Annotated in this window: 17 protein-coding genes and 2 pseudogenes; 6 read left to right on the forward strand and 13 right to left on the reverse strand. The window is 69.8% G+C overall.

Annotation, left to right across the window (positions count from 1 at the left end; all coding sequences use genetic code 11):
* Positions 1-38: 38 nt before the first annotated feature.
* From ACWGDX_RS14980 to ACWGDX_RS15000, 5 genes and pseudogenes are all read right to left on the reverse strand, one after another.
* Complete coding sequence (locus tag ACWGDX_RS14980) at positions 39-1,142, reverse strand: ABC transporter permease (protein ID WP_453625645.1); 1,104 nt, start codon at positions 1,140-1,142, stop codon at positions 39-41.
* Entirely contained in the window at positions 1,139-2,077 is a 939-nt protein-coding gene (locus ACWGDX_RS14985) for an ABC transporter ATP-binding protein (RefSeq protein ID WP_453625696.1), read from the reverse strand. The genes ACWGDX_RS14980 and ACWGDX_RS14985 overlap by 4 nt, the downstream gene beginning before the upstream one ends.
* 4 nt (positions 2,078-2,081) lie before the next feature.
* Entirely contained in the window at positions 2,082-2,564 is a 483-nt protein-coding gene (locus tag ACWGDX_RS14990; protein WP_453625647.1) for a GntR family transcriptional regulator, read from the reverse strand.
* Between the two features lie 184 nt (positions 2,565-2,748).
* Positions 2,749-3,006 (reverse strand): annotated as a pseudogene (locus ACWGDX_RS14995) (NUDIX domain-containing protein); the annotation flags it as partial.
* Positions 3,007-3,374: 368 nt separating this feature from the next.
* The gene (locus ACWGDX_RS15000) at positions 3,375-4,607 is read right to left on the reverse strand and encodes a hypothetical protein (protein WP_453625649.1); all 1,233 of its coding nucleotides are present in this window, start codon (positions 4,605-4,607) and stop codon (positions 3,375-3,377) included.
* Between the two features lie 548 nt (positions 4,608-5,155).
* Between ACWGDX_RS15000 and ACWGDX_RS15005 the strand changes: the two genes are divergently transcribed.
* The 3 genes from ACWGDX_RS15005 (at position 5,156) to ACWGDX_RS15015 (ending at position 6,935) form a co-directional block, all read left to right on the forward strand.
* Complete coding sequence (locus ACWGDX_RS15005) at positions 5,156-5,674, forward strand: helix-turn-helix domain-containing protein (protein ID WP_453625651.1); 519 nt, start codon at positions 5,156-5,158, stop codon at positions 5,672-5,674.
* 23 nt (positions 5,675-5,697) lie between these two features.
* Positions 5,698-6,357 carry a hypothetical protein gene (locus ACWGDX_RS15010; RefSeq protein WP_453625652.1) on the forward strand — a complete coding sequence of 220 codons (660 nt, stop codon included), beginning with the start codon at positions 5,698-5,700 and terminating at the stop codon, positions 6,355-6,357.
* A gap of 239 nt (positions 6,358-6,596) precedes the next feature.
* Positions 6,597-6,935: a DUF2516 family protein gene (locus tag ACWGDX_RS15015; RefSeq protein ID WP_363080935.1), complete on the forward strand. Its 339-nt coding sequence runs from the start codon at positions 6,597-6,599 to the stop codon at positions 6,933-6,935.
* A gap of 103 nt (positions 6,936-7,038) precedes the next feature.
* On the opposite strand, the gene ACWGDX_RS15020 is transcribed toward ACWGDX_RS15015, so the two are convergent.
* From ACWGDX_RS15020 to ACWGDX_RS15030, 3 genes and pseudogenes are all read right to left on the reverse strand, one after another.
* On the reverse strand, positions 7,039-8,394 hold the full coding sequence (locus ACWGDX_RS15020) for a PP2C family protein-serine/threonine phosphatase (RefSeq protein WP_453625654.1): 1,356 nt from the start codon (positions 8,392-8,394) through the stop codon (positions 7,039-7,041).
* 620 nt (positions 8,395-9,014) lie between these two features.
* Positions 9,015-10,187 carry a C40 family peptidase gene (locus tag ACWGDX_RS15025; protein WP_453625656.1) on the reverse strand — a complete coding sequence of 391 codons (1,173 nt, stop codon included), beginning with the start codon at positions 10,185-10,187 and terminating at the stop codon, positions 9,015-9,017.
* A 364-nt stretch (positions 10,188-10,551) separates the two neighbouring features.
* Positions 10,552-11,271 (reverse strand): annotated as a pseudogene (locus ACWGDX_RS15030) (class I SAM-dependent methyltransferase); the annotation flags it as partial.
* A 452-nt stretch (positions 11,272-11,723) separates the two neighbouring features.
* Between ACWGDX_RS15030 and mshA the strand changes: the two are divergent.
* The 3 genes from mshA (at position 11,724) to ACWGDX_RS15045 (ending at position 15,588) form a co-directional block, all read left to right on the forward strand.
* Positions 11,724-13,076 carry a D-inositol-3-phosphate glycosyltransferase gene (gene mshA, locus ACWGDX_RS15035; protein ID WP_363080932.1) on the forward strand — a complete coding sequence of 451 codons (1,353 nt, stop codon included), beginning with the start codon at positions 11,724-11,726 and terminating at the stop codon, positions 13,074-13,076.
* Positions 13,069-13,647, forward strand: coding sequence for a YbjN domain-containing protein (locus ACWGDX_RS15040; RefSeq protein WP_453625658.1), 579 nt, complete (start codon positions 13,069-13,071; stop codon positions 13,645-13,647). Before mshA ends, ACWGDX_RS15040 begins: the two co-directional genes overlap by 8 nt.
* A gap of 168 nt (positions 13,648-13,815) precedes the next feature.
* Entirely contained in the window at positions 13,816-15,588 is a 1,773-nt protein-coding gene (locus ACWGDX_RS15045) for a glycosyl hydrolase family 28-related protein (RefSeq protein ID WP_453625660.1), read from the forward strand.
* Between the two features lie 42 nt (positions 15,589-15,630).
* Here the strand turns inward: ACWGDX_RS15045 and ACWGDX_RS15050 are convergent, their stop codons facing one another.
* From ACWGDX_RS15050 to ACWGDX_RS15070, 5 genes are all read right to left on the reverse strand, one after another.
* Positions 15,631-15,867 carry a hypothetical protein gene (locus ACWGDX_RS15050; protein WP_453625662.1) on the reverse strand — a complete coding sequence of 79 codons (237 nt, stop codon included), beginning with the start codon at positions 15,865-15,867 and terminating at the stop codon, positions 15,631-15,633.
* A gap of 62 nt (positions 15,868-15,929) precedes the next feature.
* Entirely contained in the window at positions 15,930-16,472 is a 543-nt protein-coding gene (locus ACWGDX_RS15055; protein ID WP_453625664.1) for an NUDIX hydrolase, read from the reverse strand.
* 4 nt (positions 16,473-16,476) lie between these two features.
* Complete coding sequence (gene tmk, locus ACWGDX_RS15060; RefSeq protein WP_453625666.1) at positions 16,477-17,124, reverse strand: dTMP kinase; 648 nt, start codon at positions 17,122-17,124, stop codon at positions 16,477-16,479.
* Complete coding sequence (locus ACWGDX_RS15065; RefSeq protein WP_453625668.1) at positions 17,121-18,653, reverse strand: B12-binding domain-containing radical SAM protein; 1,533 nt, start codon at positions 18,651-18,653, stop codon at positions 17,121-17,123. The genes tmk and ACWGDX_RS15065 overlap by 4 nt, the downstream gene beginning before the upstream one ends.
* Positions 18,613-19,641: a hypothetical protein gene (locus tag ACWGDX_RS15070; protein WP_453625669.1), complete on the reverse strand. Its 1,029-nt coding sequence runs from the start codon at positions 19,639-19,641 to the stop codon at positions 18,613-18,615. The genes ACWGDX_RS15065 and ACWGDX_RS15070 overlap by 41 nt, the downstream gene beginning before the upstream one ends.
* Positions 19,642-19,994: the final 353 nt, after the last annotated feature.

A 19,994-nucleotide genomic window follows, 5' to 3' on the forward strand; every position in this document is an offset into this window, starting at 1 on the left:
GAGGCGCCCCTTCGCGAAGGGGCGCGGGGCGTACGGACTCAGACGAGCCGCTTACGACCCCAGAAGAAGAGGAACGCCACGACACCGGCGGTCAGGGCGAACAGGATCGACGCCCCGAACCACTGCATGGCGTTCATCTGCGACAGCGGGAGGTACTGCGTCGACCAGCCCACGACATCGGCCTTGTCCAGGCACACCTGCCGTGCCGCGTCGGTCTGCGCCCCCGAACAGGTGCCCCAGCCCAGCAGATCCCCGGTGCCGGTGACGAACGACTGGTCGACTTCGTAGGCGCCGTGGGGCAGCGGCGGGGGCCCGCTCTCGCCCATCACACCCTTGTTCGTCGTGACCGTGACGACGTTGCCGAGCGACAGCAGGAAGTAGCTCCAGACGAGCTGGACGGCGACGGCGAAACCGAAGGTGACCACCATGGCCGTCAGCGTGCGCCGCAGCACCACACCCAGCGCCACCCCGCCGAAGACGGAGAGGAGGGTGAGGGCGACAAGCACCGGGCCCGTCGTGTTGAACGCCTCGCCCGAGGTCCACTCCATGGCCAGGGCCTCGGACTTGACGGGGTTCCACCACCAGCCGAACACCGCCGACAGCACGCCGGTGCTCACCACTACCACCAGTCCGGCCAGCGCGAGCTTCGTGGTGAGCCAGCGGGTCCGGCTCCCGGACTGGGCGGCGACCAGCTTGGCGGTGCCGTTCTCCAGGTCGCCCGCGATGAGCGGGGCGCCGAGGAAGACACCGAGCAGGATGGGTATCGCCTGGAGGCCTATGGAGACGAAGGAGAACGCGTCACCGTACTGCGGGAACGTGCCGCCCGCCTCGTCGAGGCTCCTGCCGGGATAGCCGTAGCCGTTGAGGAAGTCGACCAGCTGGCCGCGCTGGTAGACGATCCAGGCCACGGTGAGCGCGGTGGCGGCGAGGATCGTCCAGAACGCGGCCCGGTGCTGGCGCCAGACCAGCCAGGTCATACCGCTGAGTCGGGGGCGCCGGTTGGCCTCCGTGGTGGTCGCGTTCATGGTCCCGTCGGCGGTCCCGTTCATGGTCCCGTTGTTGGCGTCGCTCGTGGAGCCGGTCGTGGCGTCGCTCGTGGAGCCGGTCGACGTGCTGGTCGAGCTGCGAGTGAAGGCGCTCATGCCGCCACCGCCCCGGTGCCGAACCCCCGGCCGTGGACCTGGGCGGTGGGGGTGATCAGCGGTGGTGCGTCGGGTGAGCGGAGATAGGCGAGCAGGAGTTCCTCCATGTTCGGGGCGTTCACGTTCCAGGGGCCGGTGACCGGGCCCTCGGGGCGGATGAGCGCGGTGAACTGCCGTCCGCTGGTCCGGGACTCGACGAGGGTGTGGTGCCCGAGGGCGAGGGCGGGAGGCATGCCGTCCCCCTCCGTGGCGCCCGTGACCAGGGTGTGCACGGACATCAGCTCGTCCACGTCACCGGCGAGGCGCACTCCGCCGCCGGAGACGACGACGAGGTAGTCGCACACGTCCTCCAGTTCGGCGAGGACGTGGGTGGACATCAGCACGGTGGTTCCGCGCTCGGCGGCCTCGGCGAGGAGGGTGCCCATGATCTCGTGGCGCACGACCGGGTCGAGGTCCGACATCGGCTCGTCGAGCATCAGCAGGTCGGGGCGCTTTCCGAAGGCGAGGGCGAGGGCGACGCGGGTGCGCTGGCCTCCGGAGAGGCTGCTGATCTTCGCGTCGAAGGGCACGTTGCCCGCGCGGATGATGTCCTCGGCGGCGCGCTGGTCCCAGCCGGGGTTCAGCTCCCGGCCCAGACGCAGGGTCTCCGCCACGGTGAAGCGGCGGAACAGGGGCTTCTCCTGGGCGAGGAACGCTGTGCGCCGACCGGACTCCACCGAGCCCGGAGCCTCACCGAACAGGCTGATCGAGCCGTTCGTCGGCTCCAGGACATGGGCCGCGATGCTCAGCAGCGTGGTCTTGCCCGCCCCGTTGGGTCCCACCAGGCCGCAGATCCGTCCCGCCGGGAGCCGGAAGGAGCAGTCCCGCAACGCCCAGCCCCGCCGGTAGCGCATCCCCAGCCCGTACGCCTCGATCGCCGCTTCCCCCGCGTACATACCTTCACTCACCTGTGCTCCTGGTTGTCGTGGCCCCCGTGGACCCCGTTGTCGCGGACCCCGTTGCCGTGGACCCCGTTGCCGCCACGTTCCCGGCGGCGTACTGCTTCTCCATCGCCGACGCGACCAGCGCGGCCACGTCCTCCTGCTCCAGACCCGCCCCGGCCGCCTTCGACATCCACGCCACCAGCTCCGCGTACAGCGGCGAGTCGGCGCCCGTCTCGGGGCGGCCCAGCGTGCGGCGTACGAAGGTGCCCTGGCCCGGTCGCGGTTCGACCAGGCCCTCGCGCTCCAGCTCGCGGTACGCCTTGAGCGTGGTGTTCGGGTTGACCGTGCTGGTCTCGGCGACCTCCTTGGCGGTGGGCAGCCGGTCACCCGGCACGAGTACGCCCAGCCGGAGGGCCTGCTTGGTCTGCTGCACGATCTGCTGGAAGGCGGGGACCCCGCTCCGCCTGTCGATGCGGTACTCCACGATCACCACCACCATTCCACTACTTGATTAGTGGAATGATGATGGAGGGGTGCGAGGGCGGTTGTCAATGCCGACCGGGGATGAGGAGAAGCGGGTGGAAGGTACGCCGACCGTCTCTTTTTGGGACATGGCCGGGCTCGGCGCATACGGAAGCGGGCAGAACGACAACCCATGGGAGGACTCCACCGCCCGGCGGGGGCAGCTCTTCGGCCAGCTCCCGCGCGGCGGCCTGTTCATAGGACTCGCCGACATCCACGGCGCCGCCGACCACGACCTCGTAGCGCCCGGGAAAGCGCGACAGCTGCTCCGACCGCCGGTGAACCAGGATCCGCCCACGCTCATCACGGCACACCGTCACGGCGACCCGGTGCAGCCAACCCTCGCGGATGGCCTGCCGGCGGCTGACCACCACCCCCAGCACGCGATCCGAAAGAGGCCGAGACAGATCCGCTGTCAGCCGCCCCAGCCAGAGCAGATGAAACACCGTTGGCAACACTGCGATCGGATCACCGAGCAAGGCAGCTCGAGCGACCAGTCGACGACCAGTACAACCCTGGAAAATGCCGCTGCCCCCGGTACGACGGAAAGCCTCGCACCGGCCGCTGGTCGAGGCCCTGTCTCGAAGGCCACGGACACGGCCTCGACCAGCGGCCGCCGGTACTCGCCCCGGTCATCCCGCCAGCTCACCTCGAAGCCGTCTACCTGCGACGGCGCCGTCCTCTCCAGCTCACGCAGCCCCATGTATGCCAACTGCGCGGATCTTTTGGGACTGAGCAGAACGAACGGCACTGAATCCCCCGGTCGAGCGACCGTGCCCTGGGAGCGTCAGCCCAGCACTGGGTTGCCCAGGAGATTCGCGTCCCCGCACGGCCAGGGGCCCTCGGCCAAGGGCCCCAGTGGGCTGTGGAAGGCGAGAACTTCGCTGTCCAATGACACGACGACGCGGCCGTCGCCCAAAAGCAGGGTGCGGCCCATGATGTTCCGGCTGTCATCCATCGCGAACAACTCGTGCGAATCCAGGTCCGCGTCGACGGCGAGGAGTTTGCCGTCACGCCAGAACACGGTGGTGCCCTCGCGGTCTATCGCGGGATAGGACGTGTAGTAGCCCGTCAGCGGAGGCCCGTCCACGAGCGTGTTGTCCGGCGCCAGCCGCCGGAACAGCGACGTGGAGGGCAGTTGATTCTCCAGCTCGGGGCCGCAGATGGTGCCCCGACTGTCAATGAGCATCGCGCCATGACTGGCCCACCGGGCTGTCGTACTGCCATCGCGACCGTAGTGGCCCGTGGTGAATTCCCCGTATCCCTGGGACCCGATCAAGAACTCGCCCGGACCAGCTATCGCCTTCCGGCCCGAGGGGGCAGGCGCGGTAGCCGAGACGATCGCGCCACTGGCCAGGTCAAGAAAGAAGGTCCTCCCGAGCCCTCCCCGAGCGTCGGTGAAACTGGCCGCGACCCTGTCGGCCGAGACCAGCAGCGGCTCCCAATGATCGACATCTACCTCTTCCGGCACCCAAGGCCGAAGAGGACGCGCCTCCCTTCCGGTATCCACACCCATTCCCACTACACCCGGATGAGATACGGCACCGAGCACGATCGGCGTCGACCACACGCCGTTTCCCTCCCACGTATATCGCGCAACGCGAGGCCGGGTGACGGCGGGTTGTTCGTCCTGCGACATCCGCAGAATGCGGGACGCGCCGGCCCAGGCGACGCAGAACCCGTCTTCGAGCAGGACGAACGCGCTGAGCTCCTCGCCGGCCTCGCGCTCCGGGACGACAGTTCGGCGTGTGGATCCGTCGGGGAGGACGCCCTCCAAAGTCCGGCCGCCCTGATGCGGGTACGCGATCCAAAGCGTGCCGTCTGCTGACAGGCGGGACTGCGGTCGCCCCGTCCCGGCGTACGTGCGCTGCCAAGCCGCCGAGCCTCCGGAGTCCATCATCGTCACGACCGTCTCCAGCGGGCTTGCCCCGTAGCTGGTCACATACAGCGGACCGGACGCATCCTGTGCGGCCACGGACCGGACTTGGCCCGGCATGGCAATGCGGGAGGAGAGAGTCATGCGTCCGCATCCTGCCGCATCCCACTGGCGCCGTCAGCGGAATGATCAAGGCTCATGGACCGACCGCCTCGGTTGATCGCGGACCCCCCGGCGCAATGTCTTTATAGGCGATTCCAGCAGCCCCAAGGATGGTCGTCTTGCCGCCGCCGTTGGGCCCCACTACTGAGGTATGCCCTGTAGTTATTCGAAGTGACCTTCTCTTCCGGGCGGCGGATGTCGCCTTCGCGGATCTCGCTTCGGAAACTGGTCATGGGGTCCCGCCCTCCGCCGGTAGATGATCAGCGCGCGAGAGAGCGTGGTTCGCGCGCCCAGGGTGCTGGGTCCTCCTACGGCGGCCGCCTCATCAAGGTCATGGGCTCTGTGCCGACTGCTGGCCGTGCAGATCGGCTGGGACTTTTCAAGTCGTGTGGCAAGTTCGCCGGGACTTCGTCACCTTCGCTGGGAACGGACACTTAGCGTGACGAGTCACAGAGGGCCGGAGCAGTTGCGTGGAACACTATTGCAAGCACGCGCTTGCAATAGTTAGCAGGGCGGCGCAGTATGGAGGCATGGCATCACTCAACGTCGGCAATCTCGGTGAGTATCTGCGTGAGCAACGGCGCAGTGCGCAGTTGTCGTTGCGGCAGCTCGCCGATGCGGCCGGCGTGTCCAATCCGTATCTGAGCCAGATCGAGCGCGGGCTGCGCAAGCCGAGCGCGGACATTCTGCAGCAGCTCGCGAAGGCGCTGCGGATCTCCGCCGAGACGCTGTATGTGCAGGCCGGGATGTTGGACGAGCGGGGGCGGGACGAGTTGGAGACGCGTGCCGTCATCCTCGCCGACCCCTCGATAAACGAGCGGCAGAAGCAGGTGCTGCTCCAGATCTACGAGTCGTTCCGCAAGGAGAACGCGCTCGACACGGAGAGTGCGGAGAGCACGGCCGGTACGGAGAGCACGGACGGTACCGGGACCGCGGTGCGGACGGCCGGTGCGGGTGCCGCCGCTGCCGGGGGCTTCGAGGACACCGTCGCCGACGGCCCCGCGGCCGGCGGCAGTGCTGCCACTCCACCCGCAAAACCCTCACACTGAACTGATCCGGGAGGACACCAGTCATGGCCATCGTGGATGACCTGCGCAAGACCCTCACCGACCCGACGCCCCTCTACTTCGCGGCCGGCACCGCCGACATCGCCGTGGAGCAGGCCAAGAAGGTGCCGGGCCTGATCGAGCAGTTCCGGGCCGAGGCTCCGGGGCGGCTGGAGGCCGTACGTAACTCCGACCCCAAGGCCGTGCAGGACAAGGTCACCATCCAGGCCAAGGAGGCCCAGGCGACCGTGCAGGCCAAGGTCACCGAGGTGTTCGGGTCGCTGGACACCGATCTGAAGAAGCTGGGCGAGAACGCGCAGGACCTGGCGCTGCGGAGTCTGGGCATGGCCGCCGAGTACGCCGTCAGGGCGCGGGAGACGTACGAGAAGGTCGCCGAGCGCGGCGAGCAGACCGTACGGACCTGGCGCGGCGAGGGCGCCGAGCAGATCACCGAGATCGCCGTCGCCGTCGAGCCCGAGCCGAAGAGCGAGCCCAGGACGCACCAGCCCAGGACGCAGACGAAGGCCGTGCCCAGGCCCGCGCCGAAGAGCGAGCCGAAGGCCGCGCCCAAGCCGGCCGCGGCGAGGACCACCGTCGCCAAGCCGGTCACGGCCAATGCCAAGAAGACGGCCCCTCGTAAGACGACGCCGGCGGCCAAGAAGGGCACTCCGCCGTCCGCCAAGTAAGCCTGTCCGCCGACGGCTGAGCCTGTGAGCCCGTCCGCCGAGTGGGCCGGGTGGCAGCCCGATCGGGGCGGGCCGGCAGCGGCGTCGGCGGGGAAGCGTAGGCGAAGCGTAACGGGCCGGGCACCTCACGGGTGTCCGGCCCGTTGTCCGGGTACCTTGGCGTACGGGCCGCGAGGTGTTTCACCCATTCACCGGGTTGTCCCACCGGGTCATCCATCTACCAGGCAGGCGGTGTCAGCATGCTGCTCTCGGGTTTCGGCACATTCCTCTGGCTGCTCAATCTGGCGATGCTCGCCCTCGCCGTCGTCGCGCTGTTCCTCTCCGCGACGGCCCGTGAGGACGCCTATCGGGCCGCTGACAAGCAGACCAAGAAGTTCTGGCTCATCATCCTGGGGATCACGGTCGCCGTGAACCTCGTCGTGCCGATGCTGTTCCTCCAGATCGCCGGGCTTGTCGCCACCATCGTCTTCATGGTCGACGTACGGCCCGCCATCCACCAGATCTCCGGCGGCGGCGGACGCCGTGGCGGCGGTTCCAGCAGCGACGGCCCCTACGGTCCGTACAACGGCGGGCGCTGAAGCCGCGGGGACGGACCGGACAGGCCCCCGGGACCGGACAGACCCCCGGGACCAGACGGACTCCTGGGACAGGACGTACCCCTGGGACGGACAAACCCCGGCGTCACGTGCCTTCGCGGCCCAGTAGCAGCACCGCCACATCGTCGGTCAGTTCCCCGCCGTTCAGCTCCCGCGCCTGAGCGACCGCCGATTGCAGCAGGTCGTCGCCGGTCAGTCCGCCTGCGAGCTGCGCGTTGATCATCTCGACCATGCCCTCCTGGCCGAGACGCCGCGTGGCGCCCGGCGCCGCCCGGCCCTCGATCAGGCCGTCCGTGTACAGCATCAGACCCCACGACGCGCCCAGCTCCACCTGCCGCCGTGGCCAGCGCGCCCGTGGCAGCAGCCCCAGCGCCGGGCCGCCCTCCTCGTACGGGAGCAACTGCGTCGCCCGCCCGTTCCGGGTGATCAGCGGTGAGGGATGACCGGCCAGACAGAGCCCGGCCCGCCGCCCGTCCGGCGTGATGTCGACCGTGCAGAGCGTCGCGAAGATCTCCTCGCTCTCCCGCTCGTGCTCCAGCACCTGCTGGAGCGTGGAGAGCAGCCGGTCGCCGCAGAGACCCGCCAGCGTCAGCGCGCGCCAGGCGATCCGCAGCTCCACACCGAGCGCCGCCTCGTCGGGCCCATGGCCGCAGACGTCGCCGATCATCACATGGACCGTGCCGTCCGGCGTACGGACCGTGTCGTAGAAGTCCCCGCCCAGCAGGGCCCGCGATCTGCCGGGCCGGTAGTGGGCGGCGAAGGTCAGATCCGAGCCCTGGAGCAGGGGAGTGGGCAGCAGACCCCGCTCCAGCCGGGCGTTCTCCTGCGCGCGCAGCCGGGACTCGGTGAGCTGGCGCTGCGCGATGTCCGCCCGCTTGCGCTCGACGGCGTACCGGATGGCGCGGCTCAGCAGCCGCCCGTCCAGTTCGCCGCGGAAGAGATAGTCCTGGGCGCCGACCCGTACGGCCCCGGCCGCGCGCTCGACATCGCCCTCCGCCGCCAGCGCGAGTACGGCATGGCGGGGCGCCAGGCGCAGTACGTGCTTGAGCGGGGCCAGATCGTCGCTGTCGCCGGAGCCGGGGAGCGCGAGGTCCACCAGGATGCAGTCGATGTCGTCCGTGAGCAGCCGCTCGGCCTCGGTGAGATTACGGGCCGTACGGATACGGACGCGGGTGCCGGCCCCTTCCGGCAGCTCCGGAGCGGTGAACGTGCCCGCCGGGTCGTCGTCGATCACCAGCAGCGTGAGATCGCCGCCCCCGGTGGTCCCGGAGGACCCGGAGTTCCCGGTGGTCCCGGAGGGCCCGGAGTTTCCGAAGGACCCGGCGGTCCCGGAGTTTCCGGTGGTCCAGGAAGTACCGGGGGTGCCGGTGGTCTCGGCGGCGGGCTGCGTCTCCACGGTCGAACCTGTGCGCTGTTGCGGTACGGGTACGGGTGCCGACATCGGTCTGGGTTTCCTTCCCTCCCCCCGAGGGCGCGGGTGGCACGACGATCGACGTTCCACCAGACGGGGACCATAGCGTTAGCGCACGCTCCAGTGGAATGGCATAAGGATGAAGAGCCACCGTCATATGCCGCCCGCCACACCGCATCCGGCGCGATTCGGGCATCGGTGGCCATGACATACATCACGTATGGCCTGGCCGTCGCCCCTTTGGACATGCTCCACGTCACACGGGGAGCATCCGAGGCAGACCCGTGGAACACCCATGGAACACCCGTCAAGCGCCCATGAAGCACCAGTGAAGCGCACGTGGATCACGCGTCGGACCGCATGCGCGCGGCCGGTCGTACGGGGCCGACCGTACGGGGCCGGTCGTACGAGATCGGCGGCGGGCGCGGCGAGACGACGGGCGGCGCGGGGGAGGCAACGGAAGGCCGCGCGCATGTCACACGTACGAGACCTCGGACGGACGACGTGTGCGAGTGCCGTGCGATTCCGGCGCGGAACCCCGTACGGGTCTCAACGGGGTCCCACGTACATATGGGTTCCGCACGCGGCCCATTGGGGGCAATCGCCCCACTTGTCCGGGCGTACGAGCCTACTTGTCCGGGCTTATGGCCCTACTTGTCCGGGCGTACGACTCCGAGAATCTGCATCGAGCCCGCGCCCGCCAGCGTCACATTCCGCCCCGGCCTCGGCGCGTGCACGATCGCGCCGTCGCCGATGTACATCCCCACATGACTGGCGTCCTGGTGGTAGATGATCAGATCGCCGGGCCGCATGTCCTGCACCGGGATCCTCGGCAGCAGCCGCCACTGCTCCTGCGAGGTACGCGGGATGGGCCGACCGGCCGCCGCCCACGCCTGTGAGGTCAGCCCGGAGCAGTCGTACGAGGACGGCCCCTCCGCGCCCCAGACGTACGGCTTGCCGAGCTGCGCCGTCGCGAAGGCGATCGCCTTCTTGCCCGCCGCGCTCGCCTGGCGGTTGATCTCCGTGATCGCGCCCGAGCCCAGCCAGGCGGACTGGGCCCGGAACGCGGCGTCGCTCTCCAGCCGCGCCAGCCGTGCCCGCTCTTCCTTCTCCAGGCTCGCTTCAAGCTTCTTGGCGGCGGAGATCTGCTTGGTGATCTCCTTCTTCGCCTTTTCCTTCTTGACGCGGTTGCTTTCGAGCTGCCCCCAGTGGGTGCTCGCGTCCACGGTGTAGGTCTTCAAGTCCTCCTGCGCCCTGGTGAGTTCGGCGATGAGGTCCCTGGTGGCCTTCTGGCCCTGCTGTATTCGTCCGACGCCGTCGAGGAAGAGCTGCGGATCGTCGGTGAGGATGAGCCGCGCCTCGGGCGGCAGCCCTCCGCCGCGGTACTGCGCGCGGGCCGCGGCGCCCGCCCGGTCCTTGAGCGCGTCGAGCCGCAACTGGCCCTGGACCAGGTCCTCCGCCAGCGAGACGACCTCGGCGGACTGCTTCTTGGTCTGCTCGTCGGCGAGGTTGTACGCGTCGGTCGCGGACGCGGCCTTCTGGTAGAGGCGGTCGATCTCTTGGCGTACGTCGTCGAGGGACTTCCCGTCCCGGGTGACCGCGTCCCCGGTGACCGATGTGACCCCCGGCGGGAGTTCGACCGGCGGCGGGGGAACGGCCGGCGGGGACGGGGCGTTGAGAGCCGCGGGCGCGGCGATGGGGACGACCGGTGCGGGGGGTGGCATCGGTGCGGCGTACGCGCGGTTCAGCAGATCCGGTGACGCCAGGACGGCCAGGGCGCACGCCACGGTGATCGCGGCAGCGGCACTGCGTCGTCGGTTCACAAGGTCCCCCTCCGAGCCAATCCGGTCCACCCAGTTGGCCAAACAAGCCCAAAACGCGCTTTCGTCGCCTATCCGACTTACCGTCAGCAAGTGCTGTCGCCGTCGCGATCGTGTCATGTCCTCCGGGAAAGGGACAGAGGGGTCCCGCACCTCACAGGACTCATTCACCCCACTGTGGACGAACGGGCACCCAATGGTGTTCCCGTGGTCACATCCGGTTGCCCGCGCCGCCGTTAGGATCCCCGGCCGCGCCACCGGAACGAGGCGCGGGCACGGGCGCGGGCGCGGCCCCGGAAGCGGAACCGGAGCCAGAACCGGAGCCAGAAGCGGAACCGGAAGCGGAACCGGAACCGGAAGCGGACCGAGGTGCCAGCGCCGTCCACTCCACCGTCACCTCGCCCTGCCGCCACCGGCGCGCGTCGTCCGCGAGCGGCCAGTCCGCCGCCAGTTCGCGTACGGCCCTGACCCATCGCTGCCGCGCGCCGAGCGACGCGTACGGAGCCGCCGCCGCCCACGCCCGGTCGAAGTCGCGCAGGAACGCGTGGACCGGCTCGCCCGGCACATTGCGGTGGATCAGCGCCTTGGGCAGCCGTTCCGCCAGATCGGACGGCCGGTCGAGCGAGCCGAGCCGGGTCGCGAAGGTGACCGTCCGCGGCCCCTCGGGCCCGAGCGCCACCCAGACGTGCCGTCGGCCGATCTCGTCACACGTCCCCTCCACCAGCAGCCCGCCCGGCGCGAGACGCGCGCACAGCCGCGCCCAGACCGCGGCGACCTCGCCCTCCTCGTACTGCCGCAGCACATTGGCCGCCCGTACGAGCAGGGGCCGTGCGCCGCCGTCCAGCGGCAGCTCGAAGCCGCCGTGGAGGAAGCGGAGGCCGTCGCGCTCGTACGGGAGGGCGGCGGCGACCCGGGCCGGCTCGATCTCGATCCCGACGACCTCGGTACGGGGATCGGCCGTACGCAGCCGCCGCAGCAGTTCGACCGCGGTCCAGGGGGCGGCTCCGTACCCCAGATCCACCACGACGGGCGCGCCGGGCGAGCGGCGCAGCGCGGGTCCGTGTACGGCGGTGATCCAGCGGTCCATACGGCGCAGCCGGTTCTGGTGCGTGGTGCCGCGCGTCACGGTGCCCACTGGACGCACGGTGCCCACCGGGCGTGACGGGTGGGACGGGCGCGACGAGCGGGACGGCCCGGACGGGCGCGACGAGCGGGACGGAGGGACCGGGGGCACCATGGGGACGAGGGTAACGACACGCCGTACGGCAGGACCCACGGCGACGGCAGGACCCACAGCGACGGCAGGACGTGCGGCGACGGCGGGACCTACCGCGACAGCGGGGCGGAACGCCTCGGCCGCCCGGCCCGGCACCCCGTCGACCCCTCGATGGTTGAGCCGTTCGCCGTAATGATTTGGCAAAGTGGAAATGATGGCGGAAATGCGAGAGCCCATTCCGCTGTTGAAGGCCTTCGGAGGGACGCGCACCCCCTCCCCTTTGCCGTGCCCCCGAGCGGCTCCCCGAGCGAGAGGCCGTAGACGTGAGTCAGTACGTGTCCCGTATCGCCGGCACGTTCACAGGACCGGCTCGACCGCCCCGCCTCCGGCTCCCCGGCCAGCACCGCCGGCCCCGTCGGATCGCCATGCTCAGCGTCCACACCTCCCCGCTGCACCAGCCGGGCACGGGCGACGCGGGCGGTATGAACGTCTATATCGTCGAGCTGGCGAAGCGCCTGGCCGCCATCGACATCGAGGTGGAGATTTTCACCCGTGCCACGGCCGGCGGTCTGGATCCCGCCGTGGAACTGGCTCCCGGTGTGCTCGTACGGCATGTCGACGCCGGCCCGTACGAGGGCCTGGCCAAGGAGGAGCTGCCCGCCCAGCTCTGCGCCTTCACCCACGGTGTGATGCAGGCCTGGGCCGGCCACCGCCCCGGCTACTACGACCTCGTCCACTCCCACTACTGGCTCTCCGGCCATGTCGGCTGGCTCGCCTCCGACCGCTGGGGCGTCCCTCTCGTACACGCCATGCACACCATGGCGAAGGTCAAGAACGCCTCGCTCGCGGAGGGCGACAGGCCCGAACCCGCGGCCCGGGTCATCGGCGAGACGCAGATCGTGCGCGCCGCCGACCGGCTGATCGCCAATACGGCGGAGGAGGCCGGTGAACTCGTCCGTTTCTACGACGCGGAACCCGCGAAGGCGGCCGTCGTCCACCCCGGGGTGAACCTGGACTGTTTCTGTCCCGCTGACGGCCGCGCCGCCGCGCGCGCCCGGCTGGGGCTGCCGCAGGACGCGTTCATTCCGCTCTTCGCCGGCCGAATCCAGCCGCTGAAGGCCCCGGATGTGCTGCTGCGGGCCGTGGCCGTGCTCCTGGACCAGCTTCCCTCGCTGCGCGGGAGGCTGGTCGTACCGGTCGTCGGCGGTCCGAGCGGTACGGGGCTGGCCAAGCCGGAGGGGCTCCAGAAGCTCGCCGCGCGGCTGGGGATAGCGGATGTGGTGCGGTTCCGGCCGCCGGTCGGGCAGGACCGGCTGGCGGACTGGTTCCGGGCGGCGAGCGTGCTGGTCATGCCCTCGTACAGCGAATCCTTCGGCCTGGTCGCCATAGAGGCCCAGGCGGCGGGCACCCCGGTGGTGGCGGCGGCGGTCGGCGGGCTGCCGGTGGCGGTACGGCACGGGGAGACCGGTTTCCTGGTCCCCGGCCATGACCCGGCGGAGTACGCGCGGGTGCTGCGGGAGTTCGTCGACCACCCGGAGCTGGTCGACCGGATGGGCGCGGCGGCCTCGCGCCATGCCGAGTCCTTCGGCTGGGACACGGCAGCGTCGGCGACGGCGGACGTGTATCTGGCCGCCCTGCACGATCATCGGCGTCGCGTACGCTCGCACCATGGCTGACGTACAGCGGACCGGGGAACGGGCTGGCGAACGGGCCGGGCAGCGGGCCGAGGAACGGACCGGACAGCGGGCCGATCAGGCCGCGCTCGCGAACCGTGTCGTCGAACAGACCCTGGCCTCCGCCGAGCTGGAGTGGGAGAGCCCGGCGCGCGGCTCGTACGTCGTCACCCTCCCCGGCACCCGCAAGCTCTCCACCACCTGCTCCCTCCTGGTCGGCCACCACGCGCTCTCCCTCAACGCCTTTGTGATCCGGCGCCCCGACGAGAACGCCGAAGGCGTCCACCGCTGGCTGCTGGAGCGCAACCTCAAGCTGTACGGGGTGAGTTACGCGGTCGACCGCCTCGGCGACATCTATCTGACCGGCAAACTCCCGCTGGCCGCCGTCACCGAGGACGGGATCGACCGGCTTCTGGGCTCGGTGCTCGAAGCGGCGGACGGTGCCTTCAACACCCTGCTGGAGCTGGGGTTCGCGAGCGCGATCCGCAAGGAGTACGCCTGGCGGGTGTCCCGGGGCGAGTCCACCCGGAATCTCGACGCGTTCGCCCATCTGACCCGGGGCCCGTCGGCCTGACGTCCGTCTGACGGCGGCCTGACGGCGACCTGACGTCGACCCGGCCTCTGTCCGGGTGTCCCGGCGTTCCCCTGAGTCATGGCACACCTCTTCCCTGGTGCTCGTACGCCATGGCATGCTCACCGCAGACGCACACCTGAACGTCGTTCATATATATGGAGGAGCGTTATGGGGTACGGACAGGAGCAACAGGGGCGGGGCCGGGTCGGGAGGCGAACCCTGCTGGGCGGCGCCGTCGCCGTGGCCGCCGCCGGAGCGATGACCACCGGAGCACCGACGGCGACCGCGGCGTCCACCGTGCCCGGCGCGCCCAATGCGCCCGCCGCGCCCGCCGCCCCCGGCCCGTCCGGGACATCCCGCCCGCCCCGCACCTCCGCGCTCTGGCGGGAGTTCGCCGAGTCGCCGTACACCCACCCGCAGATCCCGTACGTCGGGAAGGCCGGGCAGCGCGCCGGCGCCGACCGCTTCCCCCGGCACCGCGTCGTGGCCGATGTCCGCGCGTACGGAGCCAAGGGCGACGGTTCCGTGGACGACGCCCCCGCGATCAACCGTGCCCTCGCCGCTGCCGGAGAACGCGGCGGGGGTACGGTCACCATCCCGCCCGGCAGCTACCGGATCGACGACGTGATCCGGATCGGCCACAGCGATGTCGTCCTGCGGGGCGCGGGCAGCGGCCGTACCAAGCTCTACGCGACCAAGAACCTCACCGAGCTGATCGGTCCCTACGGCAGCCGCTACGGCGGCGACAAGTCGAGCTGGTCCTGGGCCGGCGGGCTCATCTGGCTCTGCCCGCAGGGGCGTTGGGACACCCTCACCACCGCCATCAAGGAGCGCGCCTGGCCCTTCGAGGGCTGGACGGGGAACAAGCGCGACGAGTGGCGCACTCTCACCGGCGTCGGCCGCGCCCGGCGCGGCGACCGGAGCGTGACCGTACAGGACGCCTCGAAGCTGAAGCGCGGACAGCTCGTCCTCCTCAGGCTCGTCGACGACACGGACCACACCCTCCTGGAGCACATGGCGGGCGGCGGCCCCGGCGCCGAGGCGTACGACTGGGACGCAATGACCAAGCTGACGTCGTACGTCCCGTACGAGTGGCCGGTACGCGTCACGGCCGTACAGGGAGGGAGGGGAGGGAAGGGCGGGAAGGTCACCCTGGAGCGTCCGCTCCCGCTGGACGTACGCCCGGAGTGGGACCCGCGGTTCACCACGCTCGTCACGCCGCTGACCGGTTCGGGTGTGGAGGGGCTGACGCTGGAGGCGGTCGAGACGCCGCAGTCCCCGCATCTGCTGGACAAGGGGTACAACGGGGTCGCGTTCCAGTGCGCGTACGACTGCTGGGCCGACGATGTCGTCGTACGCCATGTCGACAACGGCTTCGGGCTGATCGCCGCGTCCGCCTGCACCCTGAGCCGTACGCGGGTCGCGGGTCGTGGCGCGCACCATCCGTACTACTGCCGCGAGGGCTCGCACGACAATCTGATCGAGGACTTCGTGATCGAGCGCCGTACGGTCCCGGCGCCGGCGGGCACCCAGCTCCACGGCATCAATGTCGAGGGTCTGTCCAGCTACAACGTCTGGTCGCGCGGGCTGATGGAGATGGGGACGTTCGACACGCACCGGGGGATGCCGTTCGCCAACGTGCGGACGGAGATCACGGTCACCAACGACGGCCGGCACGGCGGCGACGCGATCGCGGGACCGCTGTACGGGGCGCGGTTCACGCACTGGAACGTCACCGTCACCAATGAGCGCGCGGGCCTGATCAAGATCGACGAGATCGCGCCGTACAGCGTGACGGCGGGGATCAGCGAGGTCCGCGAGTTCGACCAGATCGACGTACCGGACTTCACGGGCGAGCTGCACGCGAGGCTGGAGGCGTACGGCCGTCCCGAGGACATCAGACCGCGGAACCTGTACGAGGCGCAGCGCGGCGTGGGCTGACGACGCGGGCGCGACGGATCGCGGCGGGAGCGCGTCCGCCGTTCACATATGTGGCTGAATCGACCCGTCCCCCTGCACGCCTTCCCAGGCCGAAGGCCCGTAGACGACCTCCGTGACGGTTTCCTCGTCATGTTTCGTACGCCTGACGACCAGGGCCCCGCTGTCGTGCAGAAGATATCGGTAGTGCACCGCGTCCCGGTCCTCGTAGGAGACGACGCGATTGGACGATTCGAGGCCCGGCGGGATCGCTGCCGGAAGCATGGTGACGTGGACTGTCATAAATCGACTGTACGTCCGGCCTCCGCCCGGCAGCCATATGTGAACATATCGCCCATCGGGCGTCAGTCGACGGTAGGCGGCGAGGCGCACGGCCGGACGCCGTCGAGCGGACCGCGCCCGCTGTGCCCGCTGTGCCCACCGGGCCCGCCGCGCCCGGCGGAGAAACCGTGCTCGGTGAGCACACGTCCGCCGTCGAGATAGCCGTACAGGCCGGCGGCGGGGTACTCGATGATGTCCTCCGGCAGCTCATGCACCGAGAACCACCGCAGATCGAGACACTTCCCGGGCTCCCGGTTCTCGGGCTCGCCCTCCCACTCGGTGGCCTCGAAGAAGAACCCGATCCGCTCGATCTCCGGCGACTGCCGATGATGCACGGTGTGTACGAGCCGCAGCCGCCCGGGATCGACCCGCACACCGGTCTCCTCGTACAGCTCCCGCGCGGCCCCGCTCCTCAGCGTCTCCCCCCGGTCGAGCTTCCCCGACGGCGCGTGCCACCGCCCGTACCCGTACGCCCCACCGCGCTGCGAGAGCAGGAGCTTGTCCCCGTCGCGCAGGAAGACATGCGTATCGATCACGGGTACCGCGGGCACGGGCTGTACGTTCATGGATTCACCGGTGGTTGTCGGGTCTGGTGTGGCTGCCGACGCTACCGGTGAGGGAGGGGACGACGTCGGCGATTCGGCGCGCTACATCCGTCGGAGTGACGGTGGTGGTGTCCAGCGGCAGCACGCGCACACCCATCGTCATGAGCGTTCGCGCCGCTTCGGCGTACAGGGCGACCTCGCGCGCGGGGAAGGCGGGATCGAGATGGTACCGATGGCGGGCGCCGCGACGGGCGAGCCGTTCGGCGACGACGGCCGGACCGGCGGTGAGGATGACCGCGAGATCGGGAAGCAGGATGTCGGCGTTGAGCGCGAGCAGGAACGGCACCGGGACGTCGTCGAGTTGTTGCAGTACAAGGGTGGACGCGAGGTATCGGTCACAGACGACGGTCTCACCGGCCTCAAGACGCGGCTCCAGCTCGACTTCTATGTGCTCGTACCGATTGGCCGCCACGAGGCAGGCGAGGGCACGGCCATGAATGTGGTCGGCGTTGGCGCGGACGAACTTTCCCAGGTCGCTCGTCGAGGGCTCGGCTGTGGTGTGGACGGTGTCGCCACCTCGGCGCAGCAGGCTGCCGAGTTCAGCGAGGGCAGTGGTCTTCCCGACGGCACCGGGACCGTCGAGCGTGATGAACAGCCCCCGGCGCCCGGTCATGCGGCCGTTCCTGTCGCGCGGTTGCGGGCGTGCTGTTCACGAGTCAGCGCGGCGAGAGCGGCGCGCACCTCGGGGAGGCGTACGTCGCCGAACTGGATGCCGACGGAGAAGTTGAACTCGTCACGGGCGCGCATGGATTCGTCGGCGCCGTCCTGAGTGAGGTCGACGTCGGAGTACGCGAGCAGCCTCTCGGGACTGTGGCCGGCCTCAATGAGCGTCTTCCAGACCGGAGTGCCGGGGTAGGGGCGGAACTCGAACACCGAGGCACGGAAGGTGCCGCCGTGGCGGTCGGCCAGATTCCACAGGTTGTGGATATGGCGAACGGTCGCCTGAAGGTCGTCGTGCCGCTCGCCGGGATATCCGAGGATGAAGTACCCCTTGACGCCGATACCGCGCTCCAGCAGCCGCCGGGTGACGCTCTCGGTCATACGGGCGGTGATGCGCTTGTCCATGTCGGCGAGGACGCGGTCACTGCCTGACTCGATACCGAGGGCCACCTCGCGCAGCCCGTTGCGGGCGAGGGTGTCGAGCATGTCCTTGTCGGCGCGGTGCAGGACGTTGATGCGGCCCGTCGCGTCCCACACGAATCGGTCGCCGATACGGTGACGGGTGAAGGCTTCCATCTGCGGTCGGATCACATTGGCGGCGCCGAGGAACAGATCGTCGACAAAGCGGAAAGCCGTTGCTCCGTGGGCGTCGTGGAGTACTTCCAACTCGGCGATGATGTTCTCGGGGGCACGGGCACGGATCTTCACGTCGGGGTTCGCGGAGACGGCGGCGCCGCAGAAACCGCAGTCGTACGGACATCCCCTGCTGCCGACGATGTTCGCTTCCGTCCGGCCGTCGTCGGCCACGTAGGGGTCCTGTGGCAGGAAGACGCGGTTCACCATCGGCAAGGTGTCGATGCCGGGTGAGAGCCACCGCGAGGTGTCACCAGCGCGCGCGAGGCCGACGTTGTTCCGGCCGAGCAGCCTGTCGCGCCACATGACGCCGGGCAGGTCCGCGCGCCGCCGGTGGTCGCCGAGCAGGGCGGCGACACGGGGTTCGCCTTCCCCGATGACGAGGGCACGCAGGTTCGCCATACGAGGGTCGGCGAGGATGCGCTCGGGCATGGCCCGCGCGTGGTGTCCTCCGACCATGACCGCGATGTCGGGGCGGAGGCCGGCGGCGATCCGTGCCGACATCTCGTAGGTGGGCGCGAGGAGATTCATGCCCACCCAGCGGGGGCGGGCGGTGTTGATGAGCGCGATGGTTCCGGCGATGCCGAGACCGTGCGCCTCGGCGTCCAGCACCCCGACATTGAATCCGCCGATTTCCTGGGCGTAGGTCGCGATGTAGGCCATGCCGAGTACGGGCAGGGTGTAGTCGTTCACCCTGGGCCGTACGCCGTAGTCGCGTAACGGGGCGTTGACGAACAGGGCGTCCAGGGGGCGGGTCGAGTCGCCACCGGCGATCAGGTCGGGTGTTGAGTCGGTACTGGCGATCCGGTCAGGTGCGGTGTCTTCCTCCGTGCTGAGCGTCGCGGACATGGCTCCCCCAGGTAAGAGTGAACAGCGTCAGGGCGTGGAGTACATGGGAGTCGGGCGCCCAGCGATGCCACACGCCCTCGAACTCCCGTTCTGTGGGCGGCAGTTCGAGGAATGCGGGAGCTGCCTTGCGCGCCCAGGTGCGCACGGCGAGGTCGCCATGCGGATACACGGAGAAGTCACCCGTGTAGTCCGCGGATGCCGCTGCGGCGGTCCACGGACCGATACGGGGGACCTCGATGAGGTCTTTTGTCAGACGGTCGGCCTCAAGGGTGCGCCAGCGCTCGCCGTTGCCGAGGTAGGCCTCTGCCGCGGCACGCAGGGCCGTTCTGTTGAAGGCGGCGCCCACAGCGGTGAATTGCTTGTCGGTGAGAGAGAGGACGGTGTCGGCGTCGGGGACCAGGGCGGACGAACCAGCAAAAGTCTCGATTGTACGACCATAAGCGGCGCAGTAGTCGCGGTACACCTTTTTCGCCTGTCCCGCCCTTACGACTTGGCGCAGCAGGGCGGTGGTGATCGCGTCCCACAGGGATGGATTGGTGAGCCGGGCGACGGTGCCCAGAGAGGCCAGTCGACCGACAAGTGGTGCCGCTTCGAGGCCGCGTGGAAGGTCATCGGGCGATGTGTGCGCGACGGGCGGCGGGTCGGCGTGAGCGGACCCGGGAGCGTCGCCGACGGAGTGGATGATCAGTTTGCCGTCGCGCCAATGAGCGAGCCAGACGGCCCCTTGGTGTTCGACGACGCGCAGTGCCTCGCCCCTGTCTGTCTCGTGCCATCCAGGATGTTCCGTGATGATCGTCGTACTCATGCGCTCGATTCCGGCTGTGTCGGCGAACTTGCGTTGCGGTAGATCCTGGCAGCGCTGGCAGGTGATGGACGTGGATTGCTGAAGTCGGATCTCCTGCGTGGTGTCGTGTGCATGGCGGGGGCCTATGCGTACAACGCCGAACAGCGTTGGCAGGAGCGGCACTGCGGTCTCGGCCGGTCCCATCCGGACGCGGACACCCTGGAGCGGCAGACGCGACCGGCGAGTGCGTCGCCGCGCACGGCTACGCCTTCGGTGCCATGGACGAGCGTCTCAAGAAGACCCTCGCGACGATCGCCCGGCAGAACGAAGCGGCAGACAAGATCCACCGTGACGGCCCGCGGCGGCCCGTGGTGACGCTGGTGCATCTGTCGGCACTGCTCAGCAGCCCGGACAAGGGGCAGGCGGCCAGCGCCCTCTCGTATGTACGGGAGGCCCTGCAAGGCGCGGCCAGCGGCCAGCGCCCAGCGGAGGCAGCTCGACAAGCGGGGGACGGGGGGAGGTGGGCGGCCTTGGGGCCCCGACCGGTGGCTGCTGTG

The sequence above is a fragment of the Streptomyces sp. NPDC055025 genome, from assembly GCF_053608565.1.

What these genes read in the sequence shown, in the direction of transcription:
- ACWGDX_RS14980 (WP_453625645.1), bottom strand. Translation starts at nt 1,142, where the DNA reads ATGAGCGCCTTCACTCGCAGCTCGACCAGCACGTCGACCGGCTCCACG.
- ACWGDX_RS14985 (WP_453625696.1), bottom strand. Translation starts at nt 2,077, where the DNA reads ATGTACGCGGGGGAAGCGGCGATCGAGGCGTACGGGCTGGGGATGCGC.
- ACWGDX_RS14990 (WP_453625647.1), bottom strand. Translation starts at nt 2,564, where the DNA reads ATGGTGGTGGTGATCGTGGAGTACCGCATCGACAGGCGGAGCGGGGTC.
- ACWGDX_RS15000 (WP_453625649.1), bottom strand. Translation starts at nt 4,607, where the DNA reads ATGACTCTCTCCTCCCGCATTGCCATGCCGGGCCAAGTCCGGTCCGTG.
- ACWGDX_RS15005 (WP_453625651.1), top strand. Translation starts at nt 5,156, where the DNA reads ATGGCATCACTCAACGTCGGCAATCTCGGTGAGTATCTGCGTGAGCAA.
- ACWGDX_RS15010 (WP_453625652.1), top strand. Translation starts at nt 5,698, where the DNA reads ATGGCCATCGTGGATGACCTGCGCAAGACCCTCACCGACCCGACGCCC.
- ACWGDX_RS15015 (WP_363080935.1), top strand. Translation starts at nt 6,597, where the DNA reads ATGCTGCTCTCGGGTTTCGGCACATTCCTCTGGCTGCTCAATCTGGCG.
- ACWGDX_RS15020 (WP_453625654.1), bottom strand. Translation starts at nt 8,394, where the DNA reads ATGTCGGCACCCGTACCCGTACCGCAACAGCGCACAGGTTCGACCGTG.
- ACWGDX_RS15040 (WP_453625658.1), top strand. Translation starts at nt 13,069, where the DNA reads ATGGCTGACGTACAGCGGACCGGGGAACGGGCTGGCGAACGGGCCGGG.
- ACWGDX_RS15045 (WP_453625660.1), top strand. Translation starts at nt 13,816, where the DNA reads ATGGGGTACGGACAGGAGCAACAGGGGCGGGGCCGGGTCGGGAGGCGA.
- ACWGDX_RS15050 (WP_453625662.1), bottom strand. Translation starts at nt 15,867, where the DNA reads ATGACAGTCCACGTCACCATGCTTCCGGCAGCGATCCCGCCGGGCCTC.
- ACWGDX_RS15055 (WP_453625664.1), bottom strand. Translation starts at nt 16,472, where the DNA reads ATGAACGTACAGCCCGTGCCCGCGGTACCCGTGATCGATACGCATGTC.
- tmk (WP_453625666.1), bottom strand. Translation starts at nt 17,124, where the DNA reads ATGACCGGGCGCCGGGGGCTGTTCATCACGCTCGACGGTCCCGGTGCC.
- ACWGDX_RS15065 (WP_453625668.1), bottom strand. Translation starts at nt 18,653, where the DNA reads ATGTCCGCGACGCTCAGCACGGAGGAAGACACCGCACCTGACCGGATC.
- ACWGDX_RS15070 (WP_453625669.1), bottom strand. Translation starts at nt 19,641, where the DNA reads ATGGGACCGGCCGAGACCGCAGTGCCGCTCCTGCCAACGCTGTTCGGC.